We start from the raw sequence: 19,906 nt of genomic DNA, 5'->3' as shown, positions 1-19,906 counted from the left end.
GTGTGGCAGTAACAGGTAACAAGACATGGCAAAAGAATACAGCCGTACCCAGCGTATCGGCGATCAGATGCAGCGCGAGCTGGCCCAACTGATCCGTCGCGAAGTCAAAGACCCACGCGTTGGCCTGGTTACCATCACCGCAGTTGAAGTGAGCCGTGACGTCGGGCACGCCAAGATCTTCATCACCGTGATGGGCCAGGACAGCAGCGAAGAAATTGCGCAAAGCATCAAAGTGCTCAACTCCGCCGCAGGGTTCCTGCGCATGCAGTTGGCCCGTGAAATGAAGCTGCGCAGCGTTCCTCAGTTGCACTTCCACTACGACGAAAGCGTCGTGCGTGGTGCGCACCTGTCGGCCCTGATCGAGCGTGCCGTGGCTGAAGACAGCCAGCATTCGTCCACACCTGAAGACGCCAAGGAGTAAGCGGGTGGCTCAGGTCAAACGTATCCGTCGCAACGTCAGCGGCATCATTCTGCTCGACAAGCCCATTGGCTTTACTTCCAATGCCGCGTTGCAGAAGGTCCGCTGGCTGCTCAACGCCGAGAAGGCCGGGCACACCGGCAGCCTCGATCCCCTGGCCACCGGCGTGCTGCCGTTGTGCTTTGGCGAGGCCACCAAGTTCTCGCAATACTTGCTCGACTCCGACAAGGGTTACGAAACCCTGATGCAACTGGGCAAGACCACCACCACGGCCGATGCCGAAGGTGATGTCTTGCAGGTTCGTGACGTGACCGTTGGTCGTGCTGATATCGAGGCCGCTTTACCCGCTTTTCGTGGGGAAATCAGTCAGATACCGCCGATGTACTCGGCGCTCAAGCGTGATGGGCAGCCTCTTTACAAGTTGGCACGTGCCGGTGAAGTAGTGGAGCGCGAACCGCGTTCTGTTACTATTAGCCGCTTGGAATTGCTCGCCTGTGAAGGCGATACCGCTCGTTTGGCGGTGGACTGCAGCAAAGGCACCTATATCCGTACCCTGGTGGAAGATATTGGTGAAAAGCTCGGTTGCGGCGCGTACGTTGCAGAACTGCGACGCACGCAGGCCGGACCTTTCAGCCTGGCGCAGACCGTAACGCTGGAAGAGTTGGAAGCCGTACACGCCGAAGGCGGCAACGAAGCGGTTGATCGCTTCCTCATGCCATCGGACAGCGGTTTGCAGGATTGGCCATTGCTGCACTTTTCGGAGCACAGCGCGTTCTACTGGCTCAACGGCCAGCCGGTACGTGCCCCGGACGCTCCGAAGTTCGGTATGGTGCGGGTACAGGATCATAACGGTCGCTTTATCGGTATCGGTGAAGTGAGCGAAGACGGGCGCATCGCGCCACGTCGACTGATTCGGTCAGAATGACCGGACGAGTGTGGCTGTTAACAGGCACGGTCAACACTCATTTTTAGATACAGGGATTTGTCCCTGGCCTGTTGAGATCACCCTTGGGTGGTTTCCTGAAAAAAAGGATTGCCTCATGGCTCTCGACGTTCAAGAAAAAGCACAAATCGTAGCTGACTATCAGCAAGCTGTTGGTGACACTGGTTCGCCAGAAGTGCAAGTTGCACTGCTGACCCACAACATCAACAAGCTGCAAGGTCACTTCAAGGCCAACGGTAAAGATCACCACTCCCGTCGTGGTCTGATCCGCATGGTAAACCAGCGCCGTAAGCTGCTGGACTACCTGAAAGGCAAGGATCTGGGTCGTTATCAGACTCTGATCGGTCGCCTGGGTCTGCGTCGCTAATAAGCGATTGCGCTAGAGGTTGGTTGTCTGCCGTGTGTCAGTGGGATTCCCGCTGGCCCATGGCAGGCTCCCAGCCTCAAGTTTTATCTGGATACACGTTTTACCCTGGACTAGAGTCGGGCCGATTCCCGGCATTGCCCAAGAATTTCGCAAGAAGACACGTTCCCCCAAGAGCCACAAAGAAGGTAGGACACCGTGAACCCGGTTATCAAAAAATTCCAGTTCGGTCAGTCGACCGTTACCCTCGAGACAGGCCGTATCGCCCGTCAAGCCTCCGGCGCAGTGCTGGTTACCGTTGACGACGACGTCACCGTATTGGTGACCGTTGTAGGTGCCAAGACCGCTGACCCGAGCAAAGGCTTTTTCCCTCTGTCCGTTCACTACCAGGAAAAGACTTACGCTGCCGGTAAGATTCCTGGCGGTTTCTTCAAGCGTGAAGGCCGTCCTTCCGAGAAAGAAACCCTGACTTCCCGACTGATCGACCGTCCGATCCGTCCGCTGTTCCCAGAAGGCTTCATGAACGAAGTGCAGGTTGTCTGCACCGTCGTTTCCACCAGCAAGAAGACCGATCCGGACATCGCTGCGATGATCGGTACCTCGGCGGCCCTGGCCATCTCCGGCATTCCTTTCGATGGTCCGATCGGCGCTGCCCGCGTTGCATTCCACGAAAGCACCGGCTACCTGCTGAACCCGACTTACGAACAACTGAAAGCTTCGAGCCTGGACATGGTCGTTGCCGGTACTTCGGAAGCCGTGTTGATGGTTGAATCGGAAGCCAAAGAGCTGACCGAAGACCAGATGCTGGGCGCTGTACTGTTTGCCCACGACGAGTTCCAGGCTGTCATCAAGGCCGTCACCGAGCTGGCTGCCGAAGCTGCCAAGCCAACCTGGACCTGGGCTCCACAAGCTGAAGCGACTGAACTGCTGAGCGCTATCCGCTCCGAGTTCGGTGCTGCGATCTCCGATGCCTACACCATCACCGTCAAGGCCGACCGTTACGCTCGCCTGGGCGAACTGAAGGACCAGGTTGTGGCCAAGCTGTCCGGTGAAGAAGGCCAGCCTTCCGCCAGCGACGTCAAAGCTGCATTCGGTGAAATCGAATACCGTACCGTTCGCGAAAACATCGTTAACGGCAAGCCACGTATCGACGGCCGTGACACTCGCACCGTACGTCCGCTGAACATCGAAGTCGGCGTTCTGCCTAAAACCCACGGTTCGGCTCTGTTCACCCGTGGTGAAACCCAGGCCCTGGTAGTCGCGACTCTGGGTACTGCCCGTGACGCACAGCTGCTGGACACCCTGGAAGGCGAGAAAAAAGACCCGTTCATGCTGCACTACAACTTCCCTCCGTTCTCGGTGGGCGAGTGCGGTCGCATGGGTGGTGCTGGTCGTCGCGAAATCGGTCACGGCCGCCTGGCGCGCCGTTCGGTTCAGGCCATGCTGCCTGCCGCTGACGTGTTCCCGTACACCATCCGTGTTGTGTCGGAAATCACTGAATCCAACGGTTCCAGCTCGATGGCTTCCGTTTGCGGTGCTTCCCTGGCATTGATGGACGCTGGTGTGCCGATGAAGGCGCCGGTTGCCGGTATCGCCATGGGCCTGGTTAAAGAAGGCGAGAAGTTCGCCATCCTGACCGACATCCTGGGTGACGAAGACCACCTGGGCGACATGGACTTCAAAGTAGCCGGTACCGCCAAAGGCGTGACCGCGTTGCAGATGGACATCAAGATCAAAGGCATCACCGAAGAGATCATGGAAATCGCCCTGGGCCAAGCCCTGGAAGCGCGCCTGAATATCCTCGGCCAGATGAACCAGATCATTGGTCAGTCGCGTACCGAACTGTCGGAAAACGCTCCGACCATGATCGCGATGAAAATCGACACCGACAAAATCCGTGATGTCATCGGTAAAGGCGGCGCGACTATTCGTGCGATTTGTGAAGAAACCAAGGCTTCGATCGACATCGAAGACGACGGCTCGATCAAGATCTTCGGCGAAACCAAGGAAGCGGCTGAAGCTGCACGTCAGCGCGTTCTGGGCATCACCGCCGAGGCCGAGATCGGCAAGATCTACGTCGGTAAAGTTGAGCGCATCGTCGACTTCGGCGCATTCGTCAACATCCTGCCGGGCAAAGACGGTCTGGTACACATCTCCATGCTGAGCGATGCTCGTGTCGAGAAAGTGACCGACATTCTGAAAGAAGGCCAGGAAGTGGAAGTGCTGGTACTGGACGTGGACAACCGCGGCCGTATCAAGCTGTCCATCAAGGACGTAGCAGCAGCCAAGGCGTCGGGCGTTTAACCACCCAGCCTTAGCGCTAAGCTGAAAAAAGGACTCTCAGGAGTCCTTTTTTTATGCGCGTGGGAAAAGGTCAGGAAATCAGGCGCTTAGTAAATCCTGAAACCCGCAACTTGCATGCAGGCGTGAGTGACTTCATGCAAGTTGCACGATTTCGAAAAAAGCCTGATTTCATAAGTTATTGTTTTATAAAGAATTAATCTGGCATCAAGAATTGGCATACTGCCTGCAATAACTCTTTTAACACTGCAGCATCAAGGTCTATGCGCTGCAGACTTTCAATAAAACAGGAGTTACTCGTATGAAGAAGTTCGCTCTCGCTACTGCTACCGCTCTGACCCTGGCCATGGGTGCTAACGTAGCCTTTGCTCAGACTTCCCAAGCCCCTATGACTTTGGCGGCCGGTGAAATGACCAAGGCTAAAGAGTCTACTTCGGACACCTGGATCACCACCAAAGTGAAAGCTGATCTGCTGACCGAGAAAGGTATTCCTGGTTCGGATATCAAGGTTGAAACCAACAAAGGCGTGGTTTCCCTGTCCTCCGAAGTCGCTATCTCGGACTCGCAGAAAGCGACCGCTGTAGCCATTACCAAGAAAATCAAAGGTGTAACCGCTGTTTCTGCTGATGGCCTGCTGGCAGGCGGCGCAGTTAAAGCTGACAACATCGACAAAGCCAAGACCAGCACCTCGGATACCTGGATTACTACCAAAGTTAAATCCGACCTGGTTACCGAAAAAGGTATTCCTGGTACCGACATCAAAGTCGAAACCAACCACGGCGTAGTATCGCTGTCGTCCACTGCCGCTCTGACCCAAGCGCAGAAAGAGACTGCAGTAGCGATTACCAAGAAAATCAAAGGCGTTAAATCTGTATCGGCTGATGGTCTTACCGTTCAGTAACGCTTGAGGAATCGTCTGAACTAGGCGGCGGCGGCGCGTGAGTTAGATATCCACTCAATGCACCTCCGAGGTTCATGCGACCGACCACACGGATGTGGTCATTACAGGCCCCGGCACTTGTGTCGGGGCCTGTTCTATTTGGGAAGATTATTCGGCATCCAGATGCATCGGCGTCACTACGCGGCCGTCTTTCTCGGCCTGCCCCAGGTTGGCATCAATGAAATACACCCGGTCATCTTCCAGTTTCGCCTTATCCACCAGGTAGTCCTTGATGGTGCTGGCCCGGTCCTGCCCCAGTTGGCGCAGCAGCACGTCACTGGCGCTCCAGAACTTGATTACGCCGTCTTTGAGCTTGGCGGTACGCTCATCGCTGCTCAGGTCTTTCCATTCGGCTGGTGGTTGTTGTTTCAGGCGCGTGCGGTAGATGGCTTCCAGCAAAGGCGCTTTTTCCTTCTCCGGTACAACCAGCAACGAGGCTTGGGCCGGGACTTTGTCGCCACGGCGTTGCAGCATCTTGTAGTAGTTGTATTGGTATTCACGCTCCAGACGCTCGGCGGCAAGGAACGGGCCGTCGCTGCTGGCCGCTGCCGTGCCTTCGATTTCCAGGCGCAGGCTAGGGCGCTCTTTGAGGGCCTTGGCCAACGTGTTCAGGGCGCCTTCTGCGTCTTTGCTCAACTCGCTGGAACCGGCGGCGAAGGACACGCTGCCGAGGTCTTCCGAGCCGCTGCCGGTGATCAGCCCACCAATGAATTTGAATGGTGCTGTTGCCGCGCGCACCACCAGGTTGCGCAGGGTCTGCCACACAATCGGCATTACGCTGAATTGCGGGTTGTTCAAATCACCGCTCACCGGCAGTTCGATAGAGATTTTGCCGTCGCTGTCTTTGAGCAACGCGATCGCCAGGCGAATCGGCAAATCCACGGCGTCGGCACTGTCGACTTTCTCGCCCAGTTGCAGTTGTTCAACCACCACTTTGTTTTCGGCCTTCAATTTGCCTTTGGTAATCACATAGTGCAGGTCCAGGTTCAGGCGACCCTTACGGATGCGGAAACCGGCGAACTTGCCTGAGTAGGGCGTCAATGTCGTCAGTTCGACCCGTTTGAAGCTGGTGGCGATATCCAATGCCGCCATGGGATCAAACGGATTCACGCTGCCTTTGATGGTCACAGGCGCGTAGCGATCGACCTTGCCATTGATGTCGACACTGGCCGGTTTGGCCTGGCGACTGTCGATGGTGCCGATCTGCCCGTTGAGCTGTTGAATGGCCGTGGCGAAATTGGGTGTGAGGCTGAAGTCGGCAAAGTTGGCCGAGCCATCGTTGATCGCAATTTGCCCGATATGAATGCCCAACGGCTTCTCGTTGCTTGCTGCAGGTTTGGCACCAGACTTGGCGCCGCTGTCGGCCGGTTGTGGTATCAGCAGGTCGTCGATGTTGGTGGTACGGTCATCGTTGATCATGAAGCGTGCATACGGCTGCAGCAGGTTGACCTTGTCGATTGAAAGGCTCTCGCCGTGCTGATAGTTCACGCCTTCCAGTATCAGGCGCTGCCATTTGACGAAGTCGCGGGTCTTGAGGGTGTCCAGCGTATGCAACTGGTCGACTTGCGCGCGACCGGTGACTTGCAACGCCAGCGGTGCGGTGCTTTTGAGGTTTACATCCAGGTTGCTGCCCAGCATGCCGCTGCGCAGTTCCAGACGAATGAATGGGCTGATATAGGCCTGGGCGACCCGCAGGTCGATGTCCTGGGTATTCACTTTCAGCTTGGCGCTGACCGGGTTGAGGTTGACCTCGCCGGTTGCCTGGATCTTGCCTTGCTTGCCCAGGCCGCTGTCGACCTTCAGGGTAAAGGGACTCTGGTTGAGGCTGTCGAAGTTCTGCATGTCGACGTTCAACGGGCCCAACTCCAGCGCTACCGCAGGCTTGGCCGCGCGGTCAGCCAGGTGCACCTGGTAATTACGCAGTTGCACGTCCTTGAGCAGCACTTGCCAGGGTTTGCTTGGGGCTGCGGGTTCAGCTTTTGGCGAGTCGGCAGTGGCCGGCGCGGCTGCCGGCTCCGGGGTCTTGGCCGGTTTGCTCGGTTGGCTGGCGAACAGTTTCTGCCAGTCCAATTGCCCGTCAGCCTCGCGGGCCGCCCAGGTTTCCAGCTTGTTACTGCGGATCTTGCCAACCACCACTTGCTGCTTGGCCAGGTCTACCGTGGTCTCGCTGACGTCCAGGCGCTCCAGGCGTGCCAATGGGCGTTCGTCCGGGGCCTTGATTGCAAAGGGCGCAATGCTGGCCGCGGTATTGGTCAGTTTCAGTTCGGTTTCCTTGGCCAGGCTGAACGTGTACTCGGTGCTGAAGTTCAGCACGCCGTCTTCCAGCACCAGCGGCAAGGCGTCACGGACATAGGGCCACCAGGCTTTCATCTTGCCATCGGTGACTTTCAGCGTGCCCTCGGACGTGATCGGTACCAGGCTGAAATTACCTTTCCAGTCGATCTGCCCACCCTGAGGCCCTGCGGCCACCAAGGTCATGTCCGCGTTGTCTTCGGGCAAGGTGCTGAGGTTTTTCAGCTCGAAGTCGAGTTTGTCGTAGAGAAACTCGATGGCCTCGCTGGGGCGCAGGTCTTGGAAGTGCACATAACCGCTCGCCAGCTTGATGCTGTCGATGCGCAAAGGGAATGGTTTGGCGTTCGGGTCGGCTGGAGTGGGTTCGCTCGGCGGCAGTTTGAACAACTGCGCGAGGTTCAGTTGGCCGGACTTGTCGAACAGCAACTCGGTCTTGGGCTTGTCCAACTGGACATCGGCCAGGTGCAGGGCGCGAGTCCAGAGACTGTCGACCTGCAGGTTGGCGTAAAGGCGTTCGAAACCGACCTGTTCCTTGCCCGGTTCGCCGATCTGCAGGCCCCATGCCGTGACTTCCAGGCTGAACGGGTTGAGTTCGAGACGCTCGAGGCGTGCCGGCACCGTGGCGTAATTGGCCAGCTGTTGATTGGCGATCCGAAGGGCGATGCCCGGCAAAATCAGGAAGCCCAGCAAGCTGTACAGAGCAAGAGCAGTCAACACGGCGCCGATGGCGCGAATCAATCCTTTGGGCATGGGTGGCAGCATCTATATCGAACGAGAGTGCCTTGGAGTATGGCACGGGATTTCGGTTCCGAAGAACCGGGGCTATTGGGATAAGGCCTACAGTTGCAGGATCAGGGTCTTCAGCGGTGGCTGTTGGTCCTGTGAGGGAAAATCCGCCCCCGGTGTCATGATCTGCCAGTCGCGTACCGGGCGGCCGGTTTTTTCGGCGCAGCGCAGCACCTGCTCGCGCCAATCGTCCATGCTGACTTTTGCCAGGTTATTGCAGCAGATCAGCACGCCGTTGTCGGCGGTGGCCAGCAGTGCAGGCTTGAGCAGGCTTTGATAGTCGCGCAACAGGTCGACGGTGCCGAAGGCGCTCTTGGCCCAGGCCGGTGGGTCGAGCAATACCAGGTCATATTGGCGCGGCTCAAGGCGTGGATAACTCGGCAGTTTTTGCCCACGCCGCTGGGTAATCGGCAAACCCGCCAGTTGGCGGATGGCCGGGAAGTAATCGGACTGCACGAACTGCATGCTCGGCAGCTGCGGGTTCAGCAGGCCGTTTTCACGACCGACTGCCAGGTTGCCCTCGGCGAAGTCCAGGTTGCACACCTCGCGTGCGCCACCGGCGGCTGCGCTCAAGCCCACGCCGCAGGTGTAGGCGAACAGGTTCAGCACGCTCTTGCCGGCGCTGTGGTCCTTGACCCAGCCGCGGGTATTGCGCAAGTCGAGGAACAGCAGCGGGTCTTGCCCGGCATGGCGCCCGCGCACGCGGTAGTTGAGGCCCCACTCATGGCCGACCAAGTCTTCCAGTGCCGCAGGTTCGGCGCGATACACCGTGTCTTCGCGGTCGATCCGTGAATTGCCCCGGGAGCGGTCGTTGTACACCAGCAGCAATTCCAACCCCATGAACTGATTGATCAGTTGATGCATGTCCAGCAACTCGGCCGTTTCCAACGGCTGGTGAAAACTCTGCACCAGCAATTGCGGGCCATAGCGGTCGATGGTCAGGCCGCCGGCGCCTTCCTGGCTGCCGTGGAACAACCGGTAGCAGTCAGTGCCTTGGGCGTGCAGCTCATGGATCAGGTCTTGGCGTTGATCGAGGGCGGCGCGCAGCGCCTGATTCAGGGAATACATGGAACGCGCCTTGCGTGCTGGGTCAATGGGGGTAAAGGTGGGCGCGGAGTTTAACAGCTATAGGCGCCGGCCTACATCAGCCCCATCCGTCGATGGGCGCGTTGCACCGAACCATTGCGCATTGCCCAACGCAGCAGCGGCGCGCTGCGCTTGACCCCCGCGCGGATCATCTGACGCTGCAGCGGGCTCTGCTGTTGTTCAAGCAGGGTACTGGCCCAGTCCGGTAGCAGGTCGATCCCGGCTTGCATCATCAGGCTGCCGAAGGGTTTGGCTAGGGTGCTTGGGGCGGGAGCGTTGAGCAGCAGGCGCAGCACTTCACGGCTGCGTTCGTCGCACAGCAACTGCGGACGTATGCGTGCCAGATAATCTGAAACGTCCTGCCGTGAACGCGGCACATGCCTGGCGCCCAGCCGTTCGGCGACCAAGGCGATTTCGCTGTAATAACGATCCTGATCACGCCCCGACAGATGCGGGTTGCAATAACGCAGGTGCGCGGCCAGGAAGTTGCTGACCTCAGCCACATGCACCCAGGTCAACAGCTCCGGGTCGCTGGCCGCATAGGGCCGCCCGTCCGGGGCATGCCCGACCACTTGCAGGTGAATGGTGCGGACTTTTTCGATCAGCCATTCAGCATCTTTACGCGAGCCGAAGGTGGTGCCGGAAATAAACTGCGAGGTCCGGCGCAGGCGCCCGAGCATGTCCTGGCGGAAATTCGAGTGGTCCCACACGCCGGCCAGCGCCAGGGGATGCAAGGCTTGCAGCATCAATGCACTGATGCCGCCGATGAGCATGCTGCTGAAGTCGCCATGCACTTGCCAGCTCACCGAGTTCGGCCCGAACAGGCCCGGATCGCCCTTGGGGTTTTCCAGATCCAGCTGGCCTAGCGACAGGCCGGTCAGGCTCATCAGTTGGGTTTCGATGCGGCTGCGGATAAATTCCATGGCGACTCGGGATTTCCTATCGGTTCAGGCGTTTGTCGATCAGGCCGTCCACGACGCTGGGGTCGGCCAGGGTCGAGGTATCACCGAGGCTGTCCAGTTCGTTGCAGGCGATCTTGCGCAATATGCGTCGCATGATCTTTCCCGAGCGGGTTTTCGGCAAGGCCGGCGCCCATTGGATCAATTCCGGCTTGGCAAAGCTGCCGATTTCCTGGCTTACCAGGTCCAGCAGGTGTTGCTTCAAGGCGTCGCTGGGCTCGACGCCATTCATCGGCGTAACGAACGCGTAGATACCCTGGCCTTTGACATCATGGGGGTAGCCCACCACTGCGGCCTCGGCCACCTGGTCATGCAGCACCAGGGCGCTTTCCACTTCGGCGGTACCGATACGATGCCCGGAGACATTGATCACGTCATCGATGCGTCCAGTGATCCAATAGTCGCCATCTTCATCGCGACGTGCGCCGTCGCCGGTGAAGTAGTAGCCGGGGTAAGGTTTGAAATAGGTGTCGATCATGCGCTGCGGGTCGCCGTAGACGCTGCGGATCTGCCCCGGCCAGCTGGCTTTGATCGCGAGAATGCCGCTGCCGGCGCCGCTGAGTTCCTTGCCGTGCTCGTCCAGCAGCACGGGGTGTACGCCAAACATTGGCCGGGTCGCACAGCCGGGTTTGATGCGCTGAGCGCTGACCAGTGGGCTGAGCATGATGCCGCCGGTTTCTGTCTGCCACCAGGTATCCACAATCGGGCAGCGCTGCTCGCCCACCGCGTTGAAATACCAATCCCAGGCTTCCGGGTTGATCGGCTCGCCGACGCTGCCCAGCAGGCGCAGGCTGGCGCGTGAGGTGTGCTCCAGCGGGCCGTGGCCTTCACGCATCAGGGCGCGCAGCGCGGTGGGCGCGGTATAGAAGATATTGACCTGGTGTTTGTCGATCACCTGCCAGAAGCGCGAACTATCGGGGTAGCTCGGCACGCCTTCGAACATCAGCGAGGTGGCGCCGTTGGCCAGCGGACCATACACGATGTAACTGTGCCCGGTGACCCAACCCACGTCGGCCGTGCACCAGAACACTTCGCCGTCGCGGTAATCGAGCACGTATTTGAAGGTCATCGCCGCCTGCAGCAGGTAGCCTCCGGTGGTGTGCAGGACGCCCTTGGGTTTGCCGGTGCTGCCGGAGGTGTACAGGATGAACAATGGGTCTTCGGCATCCATCGGCTCGGGCGGGCAGTGCTCGCTGGCGGTATCCAGGGCTTGCTGGTACGCAAGGTCACGGCCCTCGCTCCAGTTCACGGCAGCGCCCGTGCGTTGTACCACCAGCACCGTGCTGACGTTCGGGCAACTGGCCAGGGCTTTGTCGACATTCTTCTTCAGTGCGATCGGCTTGCCGCCGCGTAAGCCTTCATCGGCGGTTATCACGGTGCGGCAGTCCGCGTCGAGAATGCGGTCGCGCAGGGCATCCGGCGAGAACCCGCCAAACACTACCGAGTGCACGGCCCCGATTCGCGTGCAGGCCAGCATGGCGTAGGCGGCCTCGGGAATCATCGGCATGTAGATGCACACCCGGTCGCCTTTCTTCACACCACGGCTTTTCAGTACGTTGGCCAGGCGGCTGACCTTCTGGTGGAGTTGGCGGTAGGTAATGCTGCAAGCATGGGCAGGATCATCGCCTTCCCAGATGAAGGCCGGTTGATCGGCACGTTGTGCCAGGTGACGGTCGATACAGTTGTAACTGACGTTCAGTTGGCCGCCGGCGAACCATTGGGCGGCGCCGCTGCGGATATCGGCGCTGTGCACGGTATGCCAGGGGGTGATCCAGTCGAGAAAGCCCTTGGCTTGTTCAGCCCAGAAGGTATCGGGTTGCTCGATGGATTGACGATAGAGGCGCTGGTAGTCCTCTTGACTGAGTTGCGCAGCCCGGCGGACGGCATCGGCGTGGGGATACTGGCTGATATCGAACATGAGCGCTCCTTATTCTTGTTTTGCGACAAGTCATAAAGATGCACCCTGTGGGGGGAGGGTTCAAGGCCAACGTCCAAGCGGACGTTGGCCCTGTATTACCGCTATCAGCCGCGGTGACGACCACGGAAGTAGTTGATCAGGCCCTGGGTCGAAGCGTCCTCGGCGGAGGTCTCTTCGGTGCCGGTCAGGCGGTTGTAGACGCCTTTGCCCAGCTCTTTACCCAGCTCCACGCCCCATTGGTCGAAGGCGTTGATGCCCCAGATCACGCTTTGCACGAACACTTTGTGTTCATACATCGCCACCAGGGCGCCCAGGCGGCGAGGGCTGATGCGTTCAACCACGAGGGTGTTGCTTGGGCGGTTGCCCGGGATCACCTTGTGCGGAGCCAGTTTCTGTACTTCGGCTTCCGGGAGGCCCTTGTCGCGCAGTTCGGCTTCGGCTTCGCTGCGGGTTTTGCCCAGCATCAATGCCTGGCTCTGGGACAGGCAGTTGGCGTACAGCCACTGATGGTGGTCGGACACCGGGTTGAAGCTGACGATCGGCACGATGAAGTCGGCCGGGATCAGTTGGGTCCCTTGGTGCAGCAACTGGTGGTAAGCGTGTTGACCGTTGCAGCCTACGCCACCCCAGATCACCGGGCCGGTATCGGTGGACACCGGTGTACCGTCCTGGCGCACGCTCTTGCCGTTGGATTCCATGTCCAGCTGTTGCAAGTGCTTGGTGATGTTACGCAGATAGTGGTCGTACGGCAGGATCGCATGGCTCTGCGCACCCCAGAAGTTGCCGTACCACACGCCCAGCAAGCCCAGCAGTACCGGCATGTTGGCTTCGAATGGCGCGTTCTGGAAGTGCTGGTCCATGGTGTACGCACCGGACAGCAGTTCCTTGAAGTTGGACATGCCGATGGCCAGGGCGATTGGCAAGCCGATGGCCGACCACAGCGAGTAACGGCCGCCGACCCAGTCCCACATCGGGAAGATGTTTTCTTCGCGGATACCGAAAGCTACCGCCGCTGCGTTGTTGCTCGACACGGCGATGAAGTGGCGGTACAGCTCCGCTTCCGAGCCACCCTGGGCCAGGTACCAGGCGCGGGCGGCCTGGGCGTTTTTCAGGGTTTCGAGGGTGTTGAAGGATTTCGACGAGACGATGAACAGCGTGGTTTCGGCGCGCAGTTTCATGGTCAGCTCGTGGAACTCGCTGCCGTCGATGTTCGCCAGGTAATGGCAGCGCACGCCTTTATGGGCGTAGGACAACAGCGCTTCGGAGACCAGCTCCGGGCCGAGGAACGAGCCACCGATGCCGATGTTCACCACGTCGGTGATCGGCTTCTCGGTGTAACCCCGCCACAGGCCGTCGTGGATGCGGCCGACCAGGTCCGTGATCTGGTTCAGCACCTTGTGCACGTCCGGCATGATGTTCACGCCGTTGACCGACAATTTGTCGCCCACCGGGCGGCGCAGGGCGGTGTGCAGGGCAGGTCGGCCTTCGGACGAGTTGACCGGCTCACCGGCGAACAACGAGTTGATCGCGTCCTTGAGGCCGACTTCGTTGGCCAGGCCCACCAGCAGGTCACGGGTTTCGCGAGTGATCAGGTTTTTCGAGTAATCGAGGAAAAGCCCGCAGCTGCTCAAGGTGAATTGGGAAAAGCGCTGGGGATCGGCATTGAATGCCTCGCGCATGCTGAAATCCTGCATGGCTTGGCGATGTTGATTGAGCGCTTGCCAGGCGGGCAGAGCGGTAACGTCATGAGGAGTGCGGTAGTACGCCATCGCTGCGGGTTTCCTTTTTATTACGGGGACTGCCTTTAGGACACTTCAAAGTCCGGAACGTCCTGTCTTTGATCAAGCGGCCGATGCCGGACAGCGCTAACCAAGAGCGCAGGGCGATTACATTAAACCTAGCGTGTCGATATGTCTTGGCTTTGTCTGCGCTGTAGCCGGTACTTTTTTATACCGGCCCAGCGAGGAGGGCAAATGAAGGTGTTCAGTTGAGGGTCAAATGCAGGTTGTCGATGAGGCGAGTGGCGCCCAGATAGGCGGCTACCAGAATCACCACATCGCGGTCCTCGGCCGTGGCTGGACGCAGATGCACGCCCTGGCGCACTTCGAGGTAGTCGACGCGCAGGCCGGCAGCTTCGATCTGCTGCACCTGTTCGGCACGCAACGTGGCGAAGTCTTTGTCACCGGCATTGATTGAGGCGGCAATCTGGCTGAGGCTGCGATAGAGCACCGGAGCAATAGCGCGCTGCTCCTCGGTGAGGTAGCCGTTGCGCGAAGACAGCGCGAGGCCGTCTTCGGCACGTACGGTGGGCTCGCCGATGATCTGGATCGGCATGTTCAGGTCATGGACCATGGCACGGATCACCGCCAACTGCTGGTAATCCTTCTGGCCAAATACGGCCATGTCCGGCTGGACCATGTTGAACAGCTTGCTGACCACCGTCGCCACGCCTTCGAAGTGCCCGGGGCGGCTGGCCCCGCACAGGCCTTCGGACAACTGCGGGACGCTGACGCGGGTCTGGCCCGTCATGCCGCCTGGGTACATTTCCTCGACGGTCGGTGCAAACAGCAGGTTGCAGCCGGCTTGCAGCAGCTTTTCCTGGTCGGCGGCGAGGGTGCGAGGGTATTTGTCCAAATCTTCGCCGGCGCCGAATTGCAGCGGGTTGACGAAGATACTCGCGACTACGAAGTCCGACTGCTGAGCCGCCTTGGTGACCAGGGTGGCATGGCCGCTGTGCAGGTTCCCCATGGTCGGCACGAAGCCGATGCGCTTGCCGGCGCTGCGCGCGTGGGTCACGGCGGCCCGCAGTTCACGTACGGTCTTGACAGTGTTCATGCAGAGAACCCGTGTTCGGCGCCTGGGAAAGTGACCGCTTTGACTTCACGAACGTATGCGCTTAGTGCTGCCTGGATGCTGTCCTGGCCGTCCATGAAGTTCTTTACGAACTTGGGCACATGGCCGCTTATGGACAGGCCGAGCATGTCGTGCACTACCAGTACCTGACCATCGGTCGCGGACCCGGCACCAATGCCGATCACCGGCACTTTGACGGCTTGGGTGATTTCAGCGGCGAGTTCGCTCGGTACGCACTCCAGCAGGATCATCGCGGCGCCGGCCTGTTCCAGGGCAATGGCATCGGCGCGCATCTGGCGTGCCTGGGCTTCATTGCGGCCTTGAACCTTGTAGCCGCCGAGGATGTTCACCGACTGCGGCGTCAGGCCCATGTGCACACACACCGGAACTCCGCGTTCAGCCAGCAGGCGAATCGAGTCGGCGAGCCATACGGCGCCCTCGATCTTGACCATGTGCGCGCCAGCTTGCATGAGTTTGCCGGCGTTCTGGAATGTCTGCTCGGGGGTGGCGTAAGCCATGAATGGCAGGTCGGCGATGATGAACGCGCCGTCGTTACCGCGCTTGACGCTGGCGGTGTGGTAGGCCAGTTCATCGGTGGTCACCGGCAGGGTGCTGTCATTCCCTTGAAGAACCATGCCCAGGGAGTCGCCCACCAGGAGCACCTCGACCCCGGCCTGGCAGCTGACGTGGGCGAAGGTGGCGTCGTAGCAGGTCAGCATGGTGATTTTTTCACCCTTGAGCTTGAGGCTCTGCAAGGTGGTCAGGGTAATGCTTGGCATGAAAAGGGTCCTCGTTCAGGCGCTTGGAAACAGCGAGTAACGCGCGTGAGTCTTCGTTTATACAGGCGCACTGTCTTGAAAGCAGTGCTTATATGGCCTGGATTGCGCCCTTCAGCGCCGGGTTGGCGGCGGCGGGACGCCTATAGTCGTGAGGAGGACACGGGAAGTCAATTGGATGTGTTACCGCATTGTTACGAGTGGAGTGTTACCCGTGTTACTGATGCGATTCAGCCGCAGGCAGGCGCTCCAGGCCGACAAACGGGCAAGCTTCAAGCAGCGCGCTGAGTCGCTGGCCATCCGGCAGTTGCAGATCGGCAGGGGCCAATTCCGCCAATGGGTACAGCACGAACGGTCGAACATGCATCTGGTAGTGCGGTACTTTCAGGCGGGGCTCGTCGATCAGGCGATCGCCAAACAGCACGATGTCCAGGTCCAGCGTGCGCGGCCCCCAGCGTTCCAGGCGTTCGCGGCCCTGGTTGTGCTCGATGGCTTGCAGCGCATCCAGCAGCTCCAGTGGCGCCAGGCTGCTGTCCAGCGCCGCAACGGCATTGGTGTAGCGCGGCTGGCCTGGGAGCAGGGAGTCACTTTGATAGAACGCCGATACCCCTGCGAGGGTGGTACCAGGTAATAGCGCCAACGCCTGCAAGGCGTTGCGCAATTGCTGCTGCGGGGCAGCGAGGTTGCTGCCCATGCCGATGTAGATGCGTTCCACGGTTATTCGCCTGCGGCATCGGCGCCGCTGCGCTTGCGTTTGGCACCGCTGCGGCGACGTTTTTTCGGGCCTTCTGTGTCACCTTTGCTGCCGAGGTCGCGAATCATGTCGCGGCGCTGGCTGTCATTGGCGTCCTGATAGTCAGTCCACCATTCGCCCAGACCGTCGGTCTGTTCCCCAGCGCTTTCGCGCAGCAACAGGAAGTCGTAGCCGGCGCGGAAACGCGGGTTGTCCAGCAGCAGGTCGGCGCGTTTGCCGCTGCGGCGTGGCAGGCGTTCCTGCATGTCCCAGATCTCGCGGATCGGCATGGTGAAGCGTTTCGGGATGGCGATGCGCTGGCACTGCTCGGCGATCAGCTCGTGAGCGGCTTCCTGCATGGCAGGAATCGGCGGCATGCCGCGCTCTTGCAGGCGCAGTACACGCTTGGGCAGGGCAGGCCACAACAGGGCGGCAAACAGGAACGCCGGGGTTACCGGCTTGTTCTGCTTGATGCGCAGGTCGGTGTTGATCAGCGCTTCGCTGATCAACGTATGGGTGTAGGTCGGGTTGTATTCCAGGGCCTCGGCGCTGGCCGGGAACAGAGGGTCGAACAACTGCAGGTCGACCAGCATTTCGAACGTGTCGGCGGCGTAGCCCGAGAGGAACAGCTTGAGTACTTCTTCGAACAGGCGCGCGGAAGGAATCTCGCGCAACATTGGCGCCAGTTCACGAATCGGCGCGGCCGTGTGCTTCTCGATACCGAAGTTCAGCTTGGCGGCAAAGCGCACCGCGCGCAGCATACGGACCGGGTCTTCCTGGTAGCGCTGGGCCGGATCGCCGATCAGGCGAATCAGGTTATTGCGAATGTCATGGACGCCATTGGCGTAATCGAGAATGCGCTCGCTGACCGGGTCGTAATACAGGGCGTTGATGGTGAAGTCGCGGCGTTGCGCGTCTTCTTCCAAGGTGCCATAGACGTTGTCCCGCAGAATGCGCCCGCTCTCGTTGCGGGAAGACTGGTTGGTGTCTTCCTCCTCATCGTTTTGCGGGTGATTGGCACGGAACGTCGCGACCTCGATGATCTCGCGACCAAAGTGGATGTGCACCAGCTTGAAGCGTCGGCCGATGATTCGCGCATTGCGAAACTCGGCGCGCACTTGCTCAGGCGTGGCGCTGGTGGCGACGTCGAAGTCCTTGGGCGTGATATTGAGCAGCATGTCGCGTACGCACCCGCCCACCAGATAAGCCTGGTAGCCGGCGTTCTGCAGCCGTTCGACGATATTCACCGCATAACGGCTGAATTGAGCGCGTTGCAGCGAATGCTGGCTGCTGTTGAGCACTTCAGGCGTGCTGCGTTTGTGTTGCGTACGACGCAAGGGAGAACGGAATGACTGGAACAACTTCTTCAGCATGGGATGCACTGTTTGAAGGAATGTTCGGCCATAACGAAGAATGACCGCATGATGGGCGGGGATTCTAGCATTTAGTCGGGGGATGGTGTAGGAACAAGCTGCGGCCTTGCGCCATAAGCCTTAAATCGTCAAAGCGCTCAAGCGAAACGCCGGAAACTACAAGGGGAGCCGAAGCTCCCCCAGAAGTAGTTGCGTGCTCTATTTTTATTATTGATTGCGGGCTTCTTGTTTTTGTTGATCGCCCTCGTCAGGAAGCTTTACCTTCATGACACTCCCAATCGGGAGTCAAGAGCAAACGGATTGCTTTGGTCGCTGTGTTGCTGATCTACGATCCAACCAGTTCAGGCTCTGCCTTAGGGCAGTTTTTTGTTGTTCTCGGCCTGGTTGCGGGGCAAGCCCCAAATGCAACGCCTCTCCAAAAGAATCAGTTAGCTGCGCCTCCGCCGTGTTGTTTTTGTTATGCGTGAGTCGATTCGTCTTATTTTTATTGTCTTGTACAAAGCTTGTTATTGTTTTTGTACTAAGCATATAGCAGGGTGCGTGCCAACTTTTGCACCGCCCAGCAAAAACGGGGGGTTGGTGGGTTTTCGAGGTTTTTTCGGACGAAAAAAAGCCGGGGCTTCGTTACCGTAAGCCCCGGCTTTTGTTACGTAAAAATTCTGCGGTAACAGTTTTTTCACATCTGAGGGTGTTACCCGCAGGCGCGCGCACTCAGCTTTCGCTGGCTACCCCGGTCTTGCGCCGTGGAATACCCAGGCGTTGGCGCCGTTCCCACAAGCACTTGCGGCTCACGCCAAGCTTGCGGGCCAGTTCGGTCTCGGTCATGTGGTCCTGATGCTCCAGGACGAAATGCTGGAAGTAGTCTTCCAGTGACAAATCTTCCGTCGGCTCATGGCTGGTATTGCTACCGCCGCCCGCCTGTGGAGCCAGGTCGAGGAAGTCATCATCTTCCAGATCGCTGAGTTCGATATCGATGCCCAGCAGTTCAGCGGAAATTTCCGGGCTTTCCGACAGGATCACCGCACGCTCGACAGCGTTTTCCAGCTCTCGCACGTTACCCGGCCACGAGTAATGCCGAATCGCCTGCTCGGCGTCCGCGGCGAATTTCAGGTCGGTGCGGTTGATGCGCGCACTTTGACGCAGCAGGAACGCGTTGGCGATTTCGTTGACGTCGGCACCACGCTCGCGCAGCGCCGGCAGCTTGAGGGCGATGACGTGCAGGCGGTAATACAAGTCTTCGCGGAACTGGCCGATCTTGGCCAGGCTCTTGAGGTCACGGTGGGTCGCGGCGATCAATCGCACGTCGACCTTCTGTGACTGCACCGAGCCGACGCGACGAATCTCACCTTCCTGCAGTACCCGCAGCAATCGCGCCTGGGCTTCCAGGGGCAGTTCGCCGATTTCGTCGAGGAACAAGGTGCCGCCGTCCGCCGCTTCCACCAGGCCCGCACGCCCGGCGCTGGCGCCAGTGAACGCGCCTTTCTCATGGCCGAACAGTTCGGACTCGATCAGCGACTCGGGGATCGCCGCGCAGTTCACCGAAATCATCGGTGCCTTGGCGCGCTTGGACAGGTTGTGCAGCGCACGGGCCACCAGTTCTTTACCGGTGCCCGATTCGCCCTGGATCAATACATTGGAGTCGGTCGGCGCGACCTTGCGGATCTTGCTGTAAAGGTCCTGCATCGGTGGGCACGAGCCGATGATGCCGATCTCGCCATTGCTGTTGTCGACCCCAGGCTTGTCCGCGCCGTTGGCGGCCTTGCCAGCGGGGCGCGGTTCGGCCTGTGCACTGCCGGCCGACTGCCGGTCGCGCAGGATGCGGGCCACGGCCTGGAGCATCTCGTCGTGGTCGAAGGGCTTGGCGATGTAGTCCACCGCGCCCATCTTCATGGAGTCCACCGCCGAGCGCAGGCTGGCATAGCTGGTCATGATCAGCACCGGGGTGCCCTGGCCCAGCTTGATCAGCTCGGTGCCCGGTGCGCCCGGCAGGCGCAGGTCACTGACAATCAGGTCGAACGTGGGGATGCTGAATCGCTCTTGGGCTTCCTGCACCGAGCCGGCTTCGCTGACCTGATACTGATTACGTTCAAGCAGGCGACGCAAGGCAGAGCGGATAATGGTTTCGTCTTCGACGATCAAAATGTGCGGCATTGATTCAATTCTC

15 protein-coding genes are annotated in these 19,906 nt (G+C 59.5%); 5 read left to right on the top strand and 10 right to left on the bottom strand.

All coding sequences use genetic code 11. The annotated features are described in order from the left end of the window. The first annotated feature begins 25 nt into the window (after positions 1–25). The 5 genes from rbfA (at position 26) to JBE38_RS19590 (ending at position 4,927) form a co-directional block, all read left to right on the top strand. Positions 26–421, top strand: a complete 396-nt coding sequence (rbfA, locus tag JBE38_RS19610; RefSeq protein WP_060752261.1) for a 30S ribosome-binding factor RbfA — start codon at positions 26–28, stop codon at positions 419–421. Between the two features lie 4 nt (positions 422–425). Continuing rightward, positions 426–1,343 (top strand): tRNA pseudouridine(55) synthase TruB, encoded by a 918-nt coding sequence (truB, locus tag JBE38_RS19605; RefSeq protein ID WP_060752260.1) that lies wholly within the window; start codon positions 426–428, stop codon positions 1,341–1,343. Positions 1,344–1,458: 115 nt separating this feature from the next. Further along, complete coding sequence (gene rpsO, locus JBE38_RS19600) at positions 1,459–1,728, top strand: 30S ribosomal protein S15 (RefSeq protein ID WP_003177875.1); 270 nt, start codon at positions 1,459–1,461, stop codon at positions 1,726–1,728. A gap of 195 nt (positions 1,729–1,923) precedes the next feature. Continuing rightward, entirely contained in the window at positions 1,924–4,029 is a 2,106-nt protein-coding gene (pnp, locus tag JBE38_RS19595; RefSeq protein ID WP_060752259.1) for a polyribonucleotide nucleotidyltransferase, read from the top strand. Positions 4,030–4,327: 298 nt separating this feature from the next. Next, on the top strand, positions 4,328–4,927 hold the full coding sequence (locus tag JBE38_RS19590) for a BON domain-containing protein (RefSeq protein WP_060752258.1): 600 nt from the start codon (positions 4,328–4,330) through the stop codon (positions 4,925–4,927). Positions 4,928–5,074: 147 nt separating this feature from the next. Here the strand turns inward: JBE38_RS19590 and JBE38_RS19585 are convergent, their stop codons facing one another. From JBE38_RS19585 to JBE38_RS19540, 10 genes are all read right to left on the bottom strand, one after another. After that, a complete protein-coding gene (locus JBE38_RS19585; protein ID WP_205344938.1) occupies positions 5,075–8,008 on the bottom strand; it encodes a DUF748 domain-containing protein in 2,934 nt (977 codons plus the stop codon). 87 nt (positions 8,009–8,095) lie between these two features. Beyond that, positions 8,096–9,112, bottom strand: a complete 1,017-nt coding sequence (locus JBE38_RS19580; RefSeq protein WP_205344937.1) for a class I SAM-dependent rRNA methyltransferase — start codon at positions 9,110–9,112, stop codon at positions 8,096–8,098. A gap of 71 nt (positions 9,113–9,183) precedes the next feature. Beyond that, complete coding sequence (locus tag JBE38_RS19575; protein ID WP_205344936.1) at positions 9,184–10,053, bottom strand: oxygenase MpaB family protein; 870 nt, start codon at positions 10,051–10,053, stop codon at positions 9,184–9,186. A 16-nt stretch (positions 10,054–10,069) separates the two neighbouring features. Beyond that, positions 10,070–12,007 (bottom strand): acetate--CoA ligase, encoded by a 1,938-nt coding sequence (gene acs / locus JBE38_RS19570; protein ID WP_205344935.1) that lies wholly within the window; start codon positions 12,005–12,007, stop codon positions 10,070–10,072. 104 nt (positions 12,008–12,111) lie between these two features. Beyond that, on the bottom strand, positions 12,112–13,776 hold the full coding sequence (pgi, locus tag JBE38_RS19565) for a glucose-6-phosphate isomerase (protein WP_060752253.1): 1,665 nt from the start codon (positions 13,774–13,776) through the stop codon (positions 12,112–12,114). 214 nt (positions 13,777–13,990) lie between these two features. Continuing rightward, the gene (panC, locus tag JBE38_RS19560) at positions 13,991–14,842 is read right to left on the bottom strand and encodes a pantoate--beta-alanine ligase (RefSeq protein ID WP_205344934.1); all 852 of its coding nucleotides are present in this window, start codon (positions 14,840–14,842) and stop codon (positions 13,991–13,993) included. Next, complete coding sequence (panB, locus tag JBE38_RS19555; protein ID WP_205344933.1) at positions 14,839–15,639, bottom strand: 3-methyl-2-oxobutanoate hydroxymethyltransferase; 801 nt, start codon at positions 15,637–15,639, stop codon at positions 14,839–14,841. Before panB ends, panC begins: the two co-directional genes overlap by 4 nt. Before the next feature lie 214 nt (positions 15,640–15,853). Further along, entirely contained in the window at positions 15,854–16,351 is a 498-nt protein-coding gene (folK, locus tag JBE38_RS19550) for a 2-amino-4-hydroxy-6-hydroxymethyldihydropteridine diphosphokinase (protein ID WP_205344932.1), read from the bottom strand. A 2-nt stretch (positions 16,352–16,353) separates the two neighbouring features. Next, positions 16,354–17,742: a polynucleotide adenylyltransferase PcnB gene (locus JBE38_RS19545; RefSeq protein WP_205344931.1), complete on the bottom strand. Its 1,389-nt coding sequence runs from the start codon at positions 17,740–17,742 to the stop codon at positions 16,354–16,356. 711 nt (positions 17,743–18,453) lie between these two features. Beyond that, the gene (locus tag JBE38_RS19540; RefSeq protein ID WP_161548369.1) at positions 18,454–19,893 is read right to left on the bottom strand and encodes a sigma-54-dependent transcriptional regulator; all 1,440 of its coding nucleotides are present in this window, start codon (positions 19,891–19,893) and stop codon (positions 18,454–18,456) included. Between the last annotated feature and the right edge of the window lie 13 nt (positions 19,894–19,906).

This window comes from Pseudomonas sp. ICBG1301, from assembly GCF_016918385.1.
GTDB classification, from domain to species: domain Bacteria; phylum Pseudomonadota; class Gammaproteobacteria; order Pseudomonadales; family Pseudomonadaceae; genus Aquipseudomonas; species Aquipseudomonas palleroniana.
This window is presented reverse-complemented; position numbering and strand designations above follow the sequence as displayed.